15 protein-coding genes and 3 tRNA genes are annotated in these 13,159 nt (G+C 69.1%); 14 read left to right on the top strand and 4 right to left on the bottom strand.

Annotated features, from left to right (window positions below):
* Positions 1–4 precede the first annotated feature (4 nt).
* The 5 genes from ACFQ7F_RS30300 (at position 5) to ACFQ7F_RS30280 (ending at position 4,964) form a co-directional block, all read left to right on the top strand.
* Complete coding sequence (locus ACFQ7F_RS30300; RefSeq protein ID WP_383276993.1) at positions 5–1,594, top strand: NuoM family protein; 1,590 nt, start codon at positions 5–7, stop codon at positions 1,592–1,594.
* Positions 1,591–3,126: an NADH-quinone oxidoreductase subunit N gene (locus ACFQ7F_RS30295; RefSeq protein ID WP_383276990.1), complete on the top strand. Its 1,536-nt coding sequence runs from the start codon at positions 1,591–1,593 to the stop codon at positions 3,124–3,126. The genes ACFQ7F_RS30300 and ACFQ7F_RS30295 overlap by 4 nt, the downstream gene beginning before the upstream one ends.
* A gap of 186 nt (positions 3,127–3,312) precedes the next feature.
* Entirely contained in the window at positions 3,313–4,176 is an 864-nt protein-coding gene (htpX, locus tag ACFQ7F_RS30290) for a zinc metalloprotease HtpX (RefSeq protein WP_383276987.1), read from the top strand.
* A complete protein-coding gene (locus ACFQ7F_RS30285; RefSeq protein WP_383276984.1) occupies positions 4,173–4,565 on the top strand; it encodes a YccF domain-containing protein in 393 nt (130 codons plus the stop codon). Before htpX ends, ACFQ7F_RS30285 begins: the two co-directional genes overlap by 4 nt.
* 132 nt (positions 4,566–4,697) lie before the next feature.
* The gene (locus ACFQ7F_RS30280; protein ID WP_383276981.1) at positions 4,698–4,964 is read left to right on the top strand and encodes a GlsB/YeaQ/YmgE family stress response membrane protein; all 267 of its coding nucleotides are present in this window, start codon (positions 4,698–4,700) and stop codon (positions 4,962–4,964) included.
* Between the two features lie 151 nt (positions 4,965–5,115).
* Here ACFQ7F_RS30280 and ACFQ7F_RS30275 read toward each other — a convergent pair whose 3' ends face one another.
* Positions 5,116–5,604, bottom strand: coding sequence for a YajQ family cyclic di-GMP-binding protein (locus ACFQ7F_RS30275; protein ID WP_383276979.1), 489 nt, complete (start codon positions 5,602–5,604; stop codon positions 5,116–5,118).
* A 201-nt stretch (positions 5,605–5,805) separates the two neighbouring features.
* Here ACFQ7F_RS30275 and ACFQ7F_RS30270 point away from each other — a divergent pair.
* A tRNA-Tyr gene (locus ACFQ7F_RS30270) sits at positions 5,806–5,887 on the top strand.
* Positions 5,888–5,964: 77 nt separating this feature from the next.
* Positions 5,965–6,195 carry a hypothetical protein gene (locus tag ACFQ7F_RS30265; RefSeq protein WP_383276976.1) on the top strand — a complete coding sequence of 77 codons (231 nt, stop codon included), beginning with the start codon at positions 5,965–5,967 and terminating at the stop codon, positions 6,193–6,195.
* 45 nt (positions 6,196–6,240) lie between these two features.
* On the opposite strand, the gene ACFQ7F_RS30260 is transcribed toward ACFQ7F_RS30265, so the two are convergent.
* From ACFQ7F_RS30260 to ACFQ7F_RS30250, 3 genes are all read right to left on the bottom strand, one after another.
* Positions 6,241–6,618 carry a nuclear transport factor 2 family protein gene (locus tag ACFQ7F_RS30260; protein ID WP_383276973.1) on the bottom strand — a complete coding sequence of 126 codons (378 nt, stop codon included), beginning with the start codon at positions 6,616–6,618 and terminating at the stop codon, positions 6,241–6,243.
* Between the two features lie 143 nt (positions 6,619–6,761).
* Positions 6,762–7,418 (bottom strand): SDR family oxidoreductase, encoded by a 657-nt coding sequence (locus ACFQ7F_RS30255; RefSeq protein ID WP_383276970.1) that lies wholly within the window; start codon positions 7,416–7,418, stop codon positions 6,762–6,764.
* Between the two features lie 94 nt (positions 7,419–7,512).
* Positions 7,513–8,829: an amidohydrolase family protein gene (locus ACFQ7F_RS30250; protein WP_383276967.1), complete on the bottom strand. Its 1,317-nt coding sequence runs from the start codon at positions 8,827–8,829 to the stop codon at positions 7,513–7,515.
* A 548-nt stretch (positions 8,830–9,377) separates the two neighbouring features.
* Between ACFQ7F_RS30250 and ACFQ7F_RS30245 the strand changes: the two genes are divergently transcribed.
* The 7 genes from ACFQ7F_RS30245 to ACFQ7F_RS30215 all read left to right on the top strand — a co-directional run bounded on the left by ACFQ7F_RS30245 (position 9,378) and on the right by ACFQ7F_RS30215 (position 13,091).
* Positions 9,378–9,450: transfer RNA gene (locus ACFQ7F_RS30245), tRNA-Thr, on the top strand.
* A gap of 47 nt (positions 9,451–9,497) precedes the next feature.
* Positions 9,498–9,570 (top strand) — tRNA-Met (locus ACFQ7F_RS30240).
* Positions 9,571–9,661: 91 nt separating this feature from the next.
* Positions 9,662–9,826 (top strand): 50S ribosomal protein L33, encoded by a 165-nt coding sequence (gene rpmG, locus ACFQ7F_RS30235; protein WP_004571794.1) that lies wholly within the window; start codon positions 9,662–9,664, stop codon positions 9,824–9,826.
* Positions 9,827–9,909: 83 nt separating this feature from the next.
* Complete coding sequence (locus ACFQ7F_RS30230; protein WP_383276964.1) at positions 9,910–10,374, top strand: MaoC family dehydratase N-terminal domain-containing protein; 465 nt, start codon at positions 9,910–9,912, stop codon at positions 10,372–10,374.
* 4 nt (positions 10,375–10,378) lie between these two features.
* Entirely contained in the window at positions 10,379–10,807 is a 429-nt protein-coding gene (locus tag ACFQ7F_RS30225) for a MaoC family dehydratase (RefSeq protein ID WP_383276961.1), read from the top strand.
* Between the two features lie 184 nt (positions 10,808–10,991).
* The gene (locus tag ACFQ7F_RS30220; protein WP_383276958.1) at positions 10,992–11,549 is read left to right on the top strand and encodes a TetR/AcrR family transcriptional regulator; all 558 of its coding nucleotides are present in this window, start codon (positions 10,992–10,994) and stop codon (positions 11,547–11,549) included.
* Positions 11,550–11,651: 102 nt separating this feature from the next.
* Positions 11,652–13,091, top strand: coding sequence for a DHA2 family efflux MFS transporter permease subunit (locus tag ACFQ7F_RS30215; RefSeq protein WP_383276955.1), 1,440 nt, complete (start codon positions 11,652–11,654; stop codon positions 13,089–13,091).
* Positions 13,092–13,159 lie beyond the last annotated feature (68 nt).

Genomic DNA, 13,159 nt, shown 5'->3' with positions numbered 1-13,159 from the left:
AGCCGTGATCGATATCAGTGAATCCGTGATGCAGCTTCTTCTGGCGTTGATCGTGGTCGGCCCGCTCATCGGCGCCGTGGCCGCCCTGCTCCCGGCCCCGCCCGGACTGAAGGGGAAGTCACCGGACCAGGCCGTGCTGCGCCACGGCGTGATCGTGACCGGCGCGATCCTCATCGCCGCGATCGTCCTGGCACTCGGCTTCAACCATGACCAGCCGTCAAAGATGCAGGCCACGACCGATATCAGCTGGATCCCCGCACTCGACGTGCGCATCCACCTCGGCATCGACGGCATCTCGCTCCCCCTCCTGGTCCTGACCGCGCTGCTGACCTTCCTCTGCGCGCTGTACTCCTACTTCAAAATGCCCGCGGGCCCGTCTCCCAAGGCATTTGTCGCGCTGATCCTCGTGCTCGAGTCCGGCACCCTCGCGACCTTCGCCGTCCTCGATCTGCTGCTGTTCTTCCTGGCGTTCGAGATGGTCCTCATCCCGATGTACTTCCTCATCGCCCGCTGGGGCGGCGCCCAACGAACCCAAGCGGCTTGGAAGTTCATCCTCTTCACCCTGCTCGGCTCCGTCGTGATGCTGCTCGGTCTCCTCCTCGTCGGCCTCAAGTCCGGCACATTCGACATGGTGGCACTCGCCACTGACAACGGCCGGGGCCTGAGTGCATCCGTGCAGGTCATCGCCGTTCTGGCGATCGGGATCGGGCTCGCGGTCAAGACGCCGATGTGGCCGCTGCACAGCTGGCTGCCGGACGCGCACACCGCCGCGCCCACCGTCGGCTCGGTCCTGCTGGCCGGCGTGATGCTGAAGATGGGCACGTACGGATTCGTCCGGATCCTGCTGCCGATCACGCCCGACGGCATGCACACCTTCGCGCCGTACCTCGCGGCCTTCGCCGTCGTCGGGATCATCTACGGTTCGCTCGCCTGCCTGGCCCTGGCCAAGCAGGGCGCGAAGGGCGACCTCAAGCGCCTCATCGCGTACTCGTCCGTGGGCCACATGGGCTTCGTGCTGCTCGGCATCTCGACGATGAGCCCGACCGGCGTGAACGGCGCGCTGTTCGCCAACATCGCGCACGGCCTCATCACCGGCCTGCTGTTCTTCCTCGTCGGCGCGCTGAAGGACCGCACCGGCACCAGCGACCTCGACACCCTCGCGCAGGAATCGGGCGCCGCGCTCTACGGCAAGGCACCCCGCCTCGGCGGCCTCCTCGCCTTCGGCGCCGTCGCCTCGCTCGGCCTGCCGGGCCTGGCCGGGTTCTGGGGCGAAATGCTCGCGCTGTTCGGCGCGTTCAAGCCCGCCGACGGCCTCAGCCGCCCCGCCTTCCTCACCTTCATGGCGATCGCCGCCTTCGGTACCTTGCTCACCGCCGCGTACATGCTCGTCGTCGTACGCCGTGTCTGCATGGGCCCGATGCCCCAGGGCGCCGCCAAGACGGAAACCCCGGCGCTCGCCGATGTCCAGGGCTATGAGTTCGCCGCCTGGACCCCGCTCGTCGCCCTCACCGTCCTCGCCGGACTCTGGCCCGCCGCTCTGCTCGGCCTCACCGACCCGGCCGTGCAGCAGCTCCTCTCAGGAGGCAAGTCGTGACCGTGGCCGTCGAAAGCGCCGCCAGTGTCGTCCAGTCCGTCGACTGGCTCGCGATCGCTCCGCCCACCATCGCGGCGGTCGTCGGTCTCCTCGTGCTCGTCGCCGACCTCTTCGTGGGCGACAAGAAGAAGGCGCTGCTCGGCTGGATCTCCGTGGCGGGTCTCGCCGTCGCCGCACTCTCCCTGCTGCCGATCCTGAACGACGACCGCTCGACGTTCTGCCTGACCGGCGGGGACGCCTGCAGCTACACCGCCGACCGTTTCACGCTCGTCATCCAACTGCTCGTACTCGGCGGCGCTTTGCTGGCCGCGCTGCTCTCGATGAGCGCGCTCAAGGACGCGAACGGCACGGAGAAGGAACTCCCCGAAGGGGAGTTCTGGTTCCTGCTGCTCTCCTCCGCCGCGGGTGCCGCGCTGCTGCCCGCCTCACGTGACCTGGCGACCCTCGTCGTCGCCCTCGAAGTCGCCTCGCTGCCCGCCTTCGCGCTCGTCGGCCTCAGGCACGGCGACAAGCGGTCCTCCGAAGCGGCCCTGAAGTTCTTCCTCTCGTCCGTCACCGCGACCGCCGTGACGCTGATGGGCGTCAGCTTCGTGTACGCCGCGACCGGGACCATGCACCTCACCGAGATCGCCGACGAGCTCCGGCACGTCGACGGGCAGCTGGACACGCTCGCCCAGGCCGGCGTCGCCCTCACCCTCGTCGGCTTCGCCTTCAAGGTCGCCGCCGTGCCCTTCCACTTCTGGGTGCCCGACACCTACGTGGGCGCGCCGCTGCCGGTCGCCGCCTATCTCTCCGTAGTAGGTAAGGCGGTCGGCTTCACCGGCCTGATCCTCGTCACCGTCGTCGCGTTCCCCTCGTACGCGGACGTGTGGGGCCCGGCGCTCGCCGTGCTCGCCGCCCTCACCATGACCGCGGGCAACGTGGCGGCACTGCGCCAGCAGGCCACGCGCGCGTACAGCGCGGTACGCCTGCTCGCCTGGTCCTCTGTGGGCCAGGCGGGATACCTCCTGGTGCCGATCGCCGCAGCCGGATACGCCGACAACCCCGCGGAGGCCGAGAAGGCCGTCGGCTCCACCGTCGCGTACGCCCTGATGTACGCGGCCGTGAACCTCGGAGCCTTCGCCGTCGCCGCGCTCGTCGGCAGGACCCAGCGCCTGAACCGCGTCAGCGACTACCGAGGCCTGTACTCCAGGAGCCCCCTCGCGGCCCTGGTGCTCGGCTTCTTCCTGCTCTGCCTCGCGGGCCTGCCGCCGGGCATCATCGGCCTCTTCGCGAAGGTCACCGTCTTCTCGGCGGCGGTCGACGCGGGCCTGGGCTGGCTCGCCGTGGTGATGGCCGCGAACGTGGTCATCGCGCTCTTCTACTACCTCCAGTGGACCGCGCTGCTGTTCCGCGCCCCCGAGGGCGAGCCGGTCAAGCACCGCGTCCCGGCTCCCCTGACGGCGGCCATCGCCCTGACCGCGGTCCTCGGCATCGCCCTCTCCGGAGCGCCGCAACTCGTCCTGAGGTTCTCCGACACCGGCCTCTTCTGACGCGACCCGGTCTCCGCAAGGGCCGCTCGGCCATCACCCGAGCGGCCCATATGCCCCTGCATCGCTCCTGCGCGCACAAGGGAACTAGTGCCTGCCGCCTGGCGTTGACCAGTACGGGAGGGTCCACTGAAGAGTGGAAGCACCAGTAGACAGAGGGTTCCCCCACGCACCACAGGAGGGCGTACCGTGCACCGACGGACCAACGGGCTGAAGACCGCCGTACTCCTCGGGGGACTGTCCGCTCTCATTCTCGTCATCGGCAGTTTCTTCGGGCGTACGGGCTTGATCGTCGCGCTTTTCGTGGCGCTCGGCACCAATGCGTACGCGTACTGGAACAGCGACAAGCTCGCCCTGCGTGCCATGCGAGCGCGCCCGGTGAGCGAATTCGAGGCACCCGCGCTGTACCGCATGGTCCGCGAGCTCTCCACCCAGGCCCGCCAGCCCATGCCCCGCCTCTACATCTCGCCCACCGAGGCGCCGAACGCGTTCGCGACGGGCCGCAATCCGCGCAACGCGGCGGTGTGCTGCACCGACGGCATCCTGCGTCTCCTGGACGAGCGCGAGCTGCGGGGCGTCATCGGACACGAGCTCAGCCATGTCTACAACCGCGACATCCTGATCTCGTCGGTCGCGGGCGCACTCGCCTCGGTGATCATGTTCCTGGTCAACTTCGCCTGGCTGATCCCTGTCGGCAGGTCGAACGACAACGACGGACCCGGCATTTTCGGCATGCTCCTGATCATGCTCCTGGGCCCGCTTGCCGCCTCCGTCATCCAACTCGCGATCAGCCGCTCCAGGGAGTACGAGGCCGACGCGTCAGGCGCGCAGCTCACGGGGGACCCACTGGCCCTCGCGAGCGCCCTGCGTAAGCTCGACGCGGGCACGAAGCAGCTTCCGCTGCCGCCCGAGCCACGCATCGAGACGGCAAGTCACATGATGATTGCGAACCCTTTCCGTCCGGGGCAGGGCATGTCCAAGATGTTCTCCACGCATCCGCCGATGGCGGAGCGCATTGCCCGGCTCGAGCAGATGGCAGGTCGCCACCAGTGAAGACAATCCTCAACGTCATATGGCTAGTCCTGTGCGGCTTCTGGATGTTCCTCGCCTACCTCCTGGCGGGGGTGCTCCTGTGCATCACGATCATCGGCATCCCGTTCGGCCTCGCCAGCTTCCGGATAGGCCGCTATGCCCTGTGGCCCTTCGGCTACACGACAGTTGAGCGCCGCGACGCGGGCGCGGCGTCCTGCGTCGGCAACGTCCTGTGGCTGGTCCTCGCGGGCTGGTGGCTCGCGATCGGCCACATCGTCACCGGATTCCTTCTCTGCGTCACGATCATCGGGATCCCGCTGGGCGTCGCCAACTTCAAGCTGATCCCGGTGTCGTTGATGCCGCTCGGCCGCGAAATCGTCCGCACGGACCAGCCGTTCGCGGCGCGCTAGCGCGCGTGCCGGGTGCGATGCCACGGCATCGCACCCGTGTGTCGTACGCCGCACCCGGCTGATCACCGCAACCGCGCCCTGCCCCCGTGACGTCCTTCAGGAGGACAGCACAGAGAGGGGCAGGTTCACCGCATGGGCATCATCAGCTGGATCGTTCTGGGGCTGCTCGCCGGTGCCATCGCCAAGGTCCTGCTGCCCGGCCGTGACCCGGGCGGTTTCATCGGCACGACCGTCATCGGCATCGCGGGCGCCTTCATCGGCGGCTGGTACTCCGCCCGCTATCTCGACCGCCCGATATCCAACGACTTCTACGACGGCCCGACGTGGGTGGCGGCGATCGGCGGCTCACTCGCCCTGCTCGTCGTCTACCGCCTCCTCTTCGGCCACTCACGCCGCTGAGGCCACGCGCGCCGCTCGAGGCGCCAATCCCCCGATCTGCGGCCAGCAGCAAGGGCGGGCACCCGACGCGGGTGCCCGCCCTCCGCTCGTCGTACGACGAGAAGCCACCAGTACTAACTGGCGGCAGACGACTACTGACGACTACCGACGACTACCGGTAATTCGCGAACTGCACATCGAAGTCGAAGTCCTGCCCCTTGACCAGCGCCTGTACGGCCTGCAGGTCGTCGCGGCTCTTCGAGCTGACGCGCAGCTCGTCGCCCTGGACCTGCGCCTTGACGCCCTTCGGGCCCTCATCGCGGATGATCTTGGCGACCTTCTTCGCGTTCTCCTGGGAGATGCCCTCTTCGATCGAGGCGAAGATCTTGTACTCCTTGCCGGACAGCTGCGGCTCACCCGCGTCCAGCGACTTCAGCGAGATGCCGCGCTTGATCAGCTTGGACTGGAAGATGTCGAGGATCGCCTTGACCCGCTCCTCACCGTTCGCCTCCATCAGGATCTTCTCGCCGGACCAGGCGATCGAGGCACCCGTGCCCTTGAAGTCGTAGCGCTGCGAAATCTCCTTGGCGGCCTGGTTGAGGGCGTTGTCGACCTCCTGCCGCTCGACCTTCGAGACGATGTCGAAACTGGAGTCGGCCATGTCCTGTGGCTCCTTGTATCGGGGTCTGCGTACTCAGCTCGTGCACGGCCTTCGGTCCCTGGCCGCATCCGCAAAGCCTAGCCACCACCCCCGCGCCGGGCACTGATCAATCGGGTGGCGAAGCACCCCTACGTATCGGGTATCGTTTACGTCGTTGCCACGGAGCGCCGCACCAAGCGGTCGATTCCAGGCAGCGACCCAGGCGGTGTGCCCGAGCGGCCAAAGGGAGCAGACTGTAAATCTGCCGGCTCAGCCTTCCCAGGTTCGAATCCTGGCGCCGCCACACGAAGGAGACCCTCTCCGATCTTGCGGAAACGCAAGTCGGAGGGGGTCTTTTCGTGCGCTGAGGCCATGTCGTCCATGTCGTCAGCGTCATCCGCGGCCTCGCGCCGCAGGAACTGCCCCGAGTGCCGCCGTGAAATCGCCGTCGTCGGGGGTCGGTTCGCCCGCCATGATCCGCCGGGTCAGCGCGGCAGCGGTGATCTCGTCTCCTGCCCGGGGTCGCGCAGGCAGGCCCTGCTGGGTGCCGCACAGCCCGCTCTGGACGGTTACGTGGTCCCGGACTTCCCCGGTCAGCTTCCGCTGTTCTGAGGCGCTCTCGCGGGCTTTCAGGGCTTCTGTGGGGCCTGTGTGGGGTCACGGCTGCCGTACGTCCATCCGGCTCACCAGGCCGTCGACGCGGAACGTGTAGACGTGCTCGACCGTCGTCGGCGCCCAGTGATCGCCTGTCTCGTCCCGCAGCCCGGGCCGCACGGTCGCCACGACGCGCCGCCCGTCGTCGTCGAGCCGCAGCCGCTCCAGGTGCACCAGTGGGTGCATCACCGCGAACTGCCGTGCCCAGTAGGCGCGGACCGCCGTGATGCCCCGGGCGCGGGTGTTGTCCAGGAGGTTCGGCCAGTCCACGTCCGGTGCCAGGGAGCGGGGGATGAACGCGTCGCGCTCTTCGGTACTGAAGACGGCGTACATCCGCCGCAGGAGGGCCTCGCGCGCGGCGGGCACCTGGGAAGCGGGCATGGCGTTCCTCACGTAGGCGGCAGTTCAAGACAAGCACCGCCACGCGCGCGGGACATCCCTCAGGAGACCGACTTAACCGACTTAGGAAGCTGACTTCGCCGTACGGACGTCAGTTCCCGTCAGTTCCCGCCCAAGAGCGGGCGTCAGTTGCCCGCTACGGACTTGACCGCCACGGACACCGGCGTGGACCCGCTGATCAGCTCCAGCGTCAGGCCTGCCGTCGCCGACGAGTCGACGAGCTCCGCGAGCACCGCGGCCACGTCGTCACGCGGGATCGGCCCGCGTCCGGTCGACACCTCCAGGCGTACGAGACCGGTGCCCGCGTCGTCCGTCAGCATCCCGGGGCGCAGGATCGTCCAGTCCAGGTCCTTGCGGGCGCGTACGGAGGCGTCGGCCTCGCCCTTGGCCCGCAGATAGGCGTCGAAGATCTCGTCGCCCTCGTGCGCGGGGTCGGCGCCCATCGACGACACGACGACGTAGCGCCGCACGCCGGCGCGTTCCGCCGCGTCGGCGAAGAGCACGGCGGCGTCGCGGTCCACGGTGTTCTTGCGGTCGGCTCCGCTGCCCGGCCCCGCGCCCGCCGCGAAGACGGCCGCGTCGGCGCCTTCCAGAAGCCCGGCGACCTCGTCGACGGATGCCGATTCCAGGTCGCACAGCGCTGCTTCGGCACCCGCGGCCCGCAGGTCGCCTTCCTGTCCGGCTCTGCGGACGAGGCCTACGACCTCGTCACCCCGCGCGGCGAGCAGCCGCTCGAGCCGCAGCGCGATCTGACCATGACCTCCAGCGATGACAATGCGCATGTCTCCGACCGTACGACAGCTCCCGCATGATCGCCCCGCGCACGCGGGAGCACGGCCGGAAGCGTCACCCGCCCTCAGGAAGGTTCTGCCGCCCTCAGGACGGCTCCGCGCCCTTCGGTCGTCCTCCCGGGCCCGCTCCCTTCGAGCGGCCTTGGCGTGGCAGGTCGAGGGCCACGGCGGCTGCCGAATCGCAGTACTCCCGCACCGCGCTCGTCCGTGCCACCACGCGCCCCCGGTGCACCACGATGCGGCTGTACGCGAGCGAGAGCGCCCCTGCGAGATGATCGCCGCGCACCGCGAGCAGCTCGGCGGGGAAGCCCGCCTCCACGCGCACTTGGGGAAGCCCCAGCGCGGCCCGTGCCGCGGTGCTCACCGCGCCGTACGCGTCATCGGGGCGCAGCCCGCACCGTGAGGCCAGCAGATAGGCGGCCTCCAGCGGATCCCCGCGCCCCACGGGGTTCGACACGTCCCGCATGGCCCCGCTGCCCGCGGCGACCCGCACACCGGCCGCCCGAAGCAGCCGGACCGGCGCCACGGCGCCTCGTCGCTCCACGCTTCCGCACCCGCCCTGCGGCAGGCACACCACCGTCACGCCGGCCGCCGCCAGCTGTTCCGCCGTACGGGCGGCCACGTCCGACGGCAGCCGCCCGAGTCCGCCGCACGGCCCGATCGTCACCCCGGGCCGCAGCCCGCCCGCCATCGCCGCGAACCGCCCGAGCCGCGCCGAATCGCTGGCGTCCGTGTGCAGGTCGACGGGGCAGCCGTGCTCGGCGGCGACCTCGAGCACCGCCTCCACGTACCCGGTCGGATCAGGGTCGAGGTCTGGGCAACCGCCCACTACGGAGGCGCCCATCTTCACCGCGTCCCGCAGCATCGCGAGCCCGTCGGCACCGGCCACCCCGGTCAGTAGCCGCGGCACGGCGACGGCCGTCAGGTCGACAAGGCCGCGCAGCGAACGCCGGGCCTGCAGCACTGCCTCCATCGAGGTGAGCCCCGGTACGTCACCGATCCGAACGTGCGAGCGCAGCGCCGTCGCGCCGTGCCCGAGCTGCAGCAGGGCGGCCTCGGTGGTCCGGCGCTGGACGTCGGCGAGTTCGTACGAGACCGGGCCCTCCGCGTCCGCGGACAGTGCCGTGTCGCTGTGCGCGTGCGGTTCGGCCGCGGCCGGCAGCAGGAGGTAGCCGCCGAGGTCCACGCGCGCGGACTGCGCGGTCAGGCTGCCCGCCGTACCGACCGCCTCGATGCGTCCGGAGCCGAGCCGCACGTCCACGGTCCGGCCGTCGGTCAGCCGGGCGCCACAGAGGAGCAGCGCCGTGGCGTCGGTGTCATCACCCGAGGAACCGGAAGAGCCGGAGGAGCCCGAGGAGCCGGAAGGGCCGGAGGAGTGGGGCTGCGGCTGACTGTCGGGCATCGCGCTCCTGAGGTTCGGGGGCGGCTGCGGGCGTGGCGTCGTCCGGGGCGGAGGCGCCCGGGAGCACGACGTCCAAGATCACGCAACGTGGGTCGAGCCTATGGCGACGACCGGCCCTCTTCGAGGAGGCGCGAAATAGTCGTACCGGTGTGGTGCGGGGCTACGAGGAGGTGAGGTGCGGGGCTACGAAGAGGTGTTGCGCGGGCCCTCAAGGGGCGTTGCGCGTGTTCCGAAACGGAGTGGTGCGGTGCTCCGAAACGGAGTGGTGCGGTGCTCCGAAGAGGCGCGGTGCGGTGCTCCGAAGCGGAGTGGCCCGAGGGTCCGAACACCGCCGCGCCGCGAGGGTCCGTACCGCCGCGGCCTGAGGGGTTGTACTGCCCCGGCCTGAGGCTCCGCACCGCCCCGCCCCAAGGGGCCGAACCGGTGTGGCGCGAGGCGCAGAAGTGACGTGGTGAGGCGGCCGGGACGCATGCCTAGATCCCCCTGGACAGCCCCGGCGAAACGGATTTGGGCGATCGGCGACCGACCGTGTAATGTCTTCATCGCTCGCCCCAATAGCTCAGTCGGTAGAGCGTCTCCATGGTAAGGAGAAGGTCTGCGGTTCGATTCCGCATTGGGGCTCTGGTGTCGGTTGATCCTCGCCTTCGGGCGAGGGGATCTGGCATCACAGCGGTGTAGCTCAGTCGGTAGAGCAAGCGGCTCATAATCGCTGTGTCACCGGTTCAAGTCCGGTCACCGCTACTGAATTGGTAGCCGATTGTGGGGTCGGACCTTCGATCGGCTACTATTTTTTTGCGTTCATCCGTCCATCCGTCCGTCAAGGAGCACTCACGTGGCTGCCACAGACGTCCGCCCGAAGATCACGCTGGCCTGCGTGGAGTGCAAGGAGCGGAACTACATCACCAAGAAGAACCGGCGTAACGACCCGGACCGTCTTGAGATGAAGAAGCACTGCCCGCGCTGCAACGCGCACACTGCGCACCGCGAAACGCGCTAGATACAGGCTCGTACACGAGGCCGTCCCCGATTCTGGGGGCGGCCTCGCGTCGTTTACCCATACCTGCAGGAGGTACCGAGTCCATGGCGCTCGACCAGTCCTTCGTGGGGCGGTCCTACCCGCCCACCGATCCCTATGAGGTCGGCCGGGAGAAGATCCGTGAGTTCGCCGAGGCGGTGGGCGACGCCAATCCCGCGTACACCGACGCGGAGGCCGCCAAGGCATTCGGGCACCCCGATGTGATCGCCCCGCCGACTTTTGTGTTCGCCATCTCGTTCAAGGCCGCGGGCAAGGTCATCGAGGACCCGCAGCTGGGGCTCGACTACAGCCGCGTCGTGCACGGGGACCAGAAGTTCGCGTACACCCGCCCGGTGCGTGCGGGGGACCGGCTCAGGGTCACCTCGACCATCGAGGCCATCAAGTCGATGGCGGGCAACGACATCCTGGACATCCGCGGCGAGGTCCACGACGAGGCCGGCGAGCACGTCGTGACGGCCTGGACCAAGCTCGTCGCGCGTGCGGCGGAGCCCGCGGCAGAGGGAGCCTGAGTCGATGACCGCCAAGATTTCGTACGACAGCGTCGAGGCCGGTACCGAGCTGACGGCCCAGAGCTTCCCCGTGACACGCGCCACACTCGTGCGGTACGCGGGCGCCTCCGGAGACTTCAACCCGATCCACTGGAACGAGAAGTTCGCAGTCGAGGTCGGCCTGCCCGACGTCATCGCGCACGGCATGTTCACCATGGCCGAGGCGATCCGTGTGGTGACGGACTGGGTGGGCGACCCGGCCGCCGTCGTCGAGTACGGCGTGCGCTTCACCAAGCCCGTCGTGGTCCCGAATGACGACAAGGGCGCGCTGATCGAGGTCAGCGCCAAGGTCGCGGTGAAGCTCGACGACAACCGGGTCCGGGTGGACCTGGTGGCGAAGAGCGGGGACCAGAAGGTTCTTGGCATGTCCCGGGCCGTGGTCCAGCTCGCCTGACCTTCGCAAGGCGCGAACCTGACCTTCGCAGGGCACGAACCTGACCTTCGCAGGGCACGAAGGGGTAACAGAACTGGCAGGGGTAGGGGGCATTCGCAATGGGCGGGTGCCCCTTACCGCTGTAGCCGAGCCCCTGTGCGGCGTCCTCTTGACTTAGGTAGTGATTGGCCACTAACTTAATCGTATGGTCAGGATGAGTGCAGAGGAGCGACGCGAGAGTGTCATCCGCGCGGCGATGATCGAGTTCGCCCGCGGCGGCTTCAACGGCACGTCCACCGAGGTGATCGCCAAGCGGGTGGGCGTCTCGCAGCCGTATCTCTTCCGCCTCTTCCCGGGGAAGGAGGCCATCTTCCTCGCTGCGTCCAGGCGTTGCTGCCAGGAGGTCACCGAGGTCTTCAGGAAGGCGTCCGAAGGGCTCGAGGGGGAAGAGGCCTTGCATGCCATGGGTGAGGCCTACCGGGCACTCATCGCCGACGACCCGGACATGCTGCTCATGCAGATGCAGATGTACGTCGCCGTGGCCTCCGCGGAGGCGTCCGGTGACCGGGAGTTCGGTGAAGCGCTGCGGGCCGGCTGGATGGAGATCTACGACACAGTCCGCCTCGCGCTGGGGGTGGACGTCGGCGAGACGACGCAGTTCCTTGCGCACGGGATGCTGATCAACGTCCTGGTGTCGATGGGCTTCCAGTCCGACCATCGGGTGTGGACCGGTTTGCACGACTCGGGGCAGCCCAAGAGCTGAGCCGGGCCGAGCCGAGCCGCGAATGTCAGGGGGATGCGTATTTTTGCGCCCACAAAAGTTAGTAATCAATAACTAATCAATATGCTAACCACAGGGGAAGCAATGTCACTGCAGGCAGCACGGCGCGGGGGAGCAGGCTGGGCCCTCGCCATCACCAGCGTCGCCGGATTCATGGCGGCCCTCGACAACCTCGTCGTCACCACCGCCCTGCCCGCCATCCGCGAGGATTTCGGGGGAGAACTGCACGACCTCGAATGGACGGTGAGCGCGTACACCCTCACCTTCGCCGTGCTGCTGATGTTCGGGGCCGCCCTGGGCGACCGCTTCGGGCGCCGCAAGCTCTTCATCACCGGTCTCGCCATCTTCACCGGAGCCTCCGCCGCCGCGGCCCTCGCGCCCGGCATCGAGGCACTGATCGCCGCCCGCGCGGTCCAGGGCGTCGGCGCCGCGATCATGATGCCGTTGACGCTGACCCTCCTGACGGCGGCCGTTCCGGTGGCCAAGCGCGGGATGGTGTACGGGATCTGGGGCGCCGTCAACGGCCTCGCGGTCGCCAGCGGTCCGCTCATCGGCGGCAGCCTCACCGAACACGTGTCCTGGCAGTGGATCTTCTGGCTGAACGTCCCGCTCGGCGTCGCACTGCTCCCGCTGGCCCGGCTGCGCCTCTCCGAGTCGTACGGCACCGGGGCGCCGCTCGACATCGCCGGGACACTGCTGGCGAGCGGCGGACTCTTCGGCATCGTCTACGGGCTGATCCGCGGCAACATCGACGGCTGGACCAGTGCTCCCGTCCTCACCGGCCTGATCGCGGGCGCCGCGCTGCTCGGCGGCTTCGTCCACCACGGCATCAACAGCAAGAACCCCATGCTGCCGATGCGGCTCTTCCGCAGCCGCGCCTTCTCCGCGATCAACGCCGCGAGCCTGCTGATGTTCGTAGGAATGTTCGGCTCGATCTTCCTGCTGAGCCAGTTCCTGCAGAACGTCCTCGGCTACTCGCCCACCGAGGCGGGCCTGCGGATGCTCCCCTGGACCGGTATGCCGATGATCGTCTCTCCCATCGCGGCCTATCTCGCGGACCGGTTCGGCGGCCGCCCCGTCGTGACCGCGGGCCTCGCGCTCCAGGCCGTCGGCCTCGCCTGGTTCGCGGCCATCGTGGAGTCCGACATGTCGTACGCCGCCCAGCTGCCCGCCCTGATCATCAGCGGGATCGGCATGGCCCTGTATTTCGCCCCCGCCGCGAACCTGGTGATGTCCAGCGTCCGCCCGTCCGAGCAGGGCATCGCGTCCGGCGCCAACAACGCCCTGCGGGAGGTCGGCGGCGCCCTCGGCATCGCGGTCCTCGCCTCGGTCTTCTCCGCCCAGGGTGGCTACGGGTCCGCCCAGAGCTTTGTGGACGGTCTCGGGCCCGCACTGTGGGTCGGCGCCGCGCTCGTCGGTGTGGGCGCGGTGGCGGCGGCGCTGCTCCCGGGGCGGACCGCTGCCGGGAAGCAGGACGGTGCCGCATCGGCCGCGGCCGATGAGCGCACGCCCGTCGGAGTCTGAACCGGCTCCGCCCGTCTCACCCCACGGTCCGGGGGCCCCCCCCGAGGGGGGGGGCCCCGGCCCGACCC

It is taken from the genome of Streptomyces sp. NPDC056486, assembly GCF_042795295.1.
GTDB lineage: Bacteria > Actinomycetota > Actinomycetes > Streptomycetales > Streptomycetaceae > Streptomyces.
The sequence above is the reverse complement of the archived record's forward strand: the minus strand, read 5'-3'. Positions and strand labels throughout refer to the sequence as shown.

What these genes read in the sequence shown, in the direction of transcription:
- ACFQ7F_RS30255 (WP_383276970.1), bottom strand. Translation starts at nt 7,418, where the DNA reads ATGCGCATTGTCATCGCTGGAGGTCATGGTCAGATCGCGCTGCGGCTC.
- ACFQ7F_RS30225 (WP_383276961.1), top strand. Translation starts at nt 10,379, where the DNA reads ATGACCGCCAAGATTTCGTACGACAGCGTCGAGGCCGGTACCGAGCTG.
- ACFQ7F_RS30215 (WP_383276955.1), top strand. Translation starts at nt 11,652, where the DNA reads ATGTCACTGCAGGCAGCACGGCGCGGGGGAGCAGGCTGGGCCCTCGCC.
- ACFQ7F_RS30230 (WP_383276964.1), top strand. Translation starts at nt 9,910, where the DNA reads ATGGCGCTCGACCAGTCCTTCGTGGGGCGGTCCTACCCGCCCACCGAT.
- ACFQ7F_RS30260 (WP_383276973.1), bottom strand. Translation starts at nt 6,618, where the DNA reads ATGCCCGCTTCCCAGGTGCCCGCCGCGCGCGAGGCCCTCCTGCGGCGG.
- ACFQ7F_RS30220 (WP_383276958.1), top strand. Translation starts at nt 10,992, where the DNA reads ATGGTCAGGATGAGTGCAGAGGAGCGACGCGAGAGTGTCATCCGCGCG.
- ACFQ7F_RS30250 (WP_383276967.1), bottom strand. Translation starts at nt 8,829, where the DNA reads ATGCCCGACAGTCAGCCGCAGCCCCACTCCTCCGGCCCTTCCGGCTCC.
- ACFQ7F_RS30280 (WP_383276981.1), top strand. Translation starts at nt 4,698, where the DNA reads ATGGGCATCATCAGCTGGATCGTTCTGGGGCTGCTCGCCGGTGCCATC.
- ACFQ7F_RS30265 (WP_383276976.1), top strand. Translation starts at nt 5,965, where the DNA reads ATGTCGTCAGCGTCATCCGCGGCCTCGCGCCGCAGGAACTGCCCCGAG.
- ACFQ7F_RS30275 (WP_383276979.1), bottom strand. Translation starts at nt 5,604, where the DNA reads ATGGCCGACTCCAGTTTCGACATCGTCTCGAAGGTCGAGCGGCAGGAG.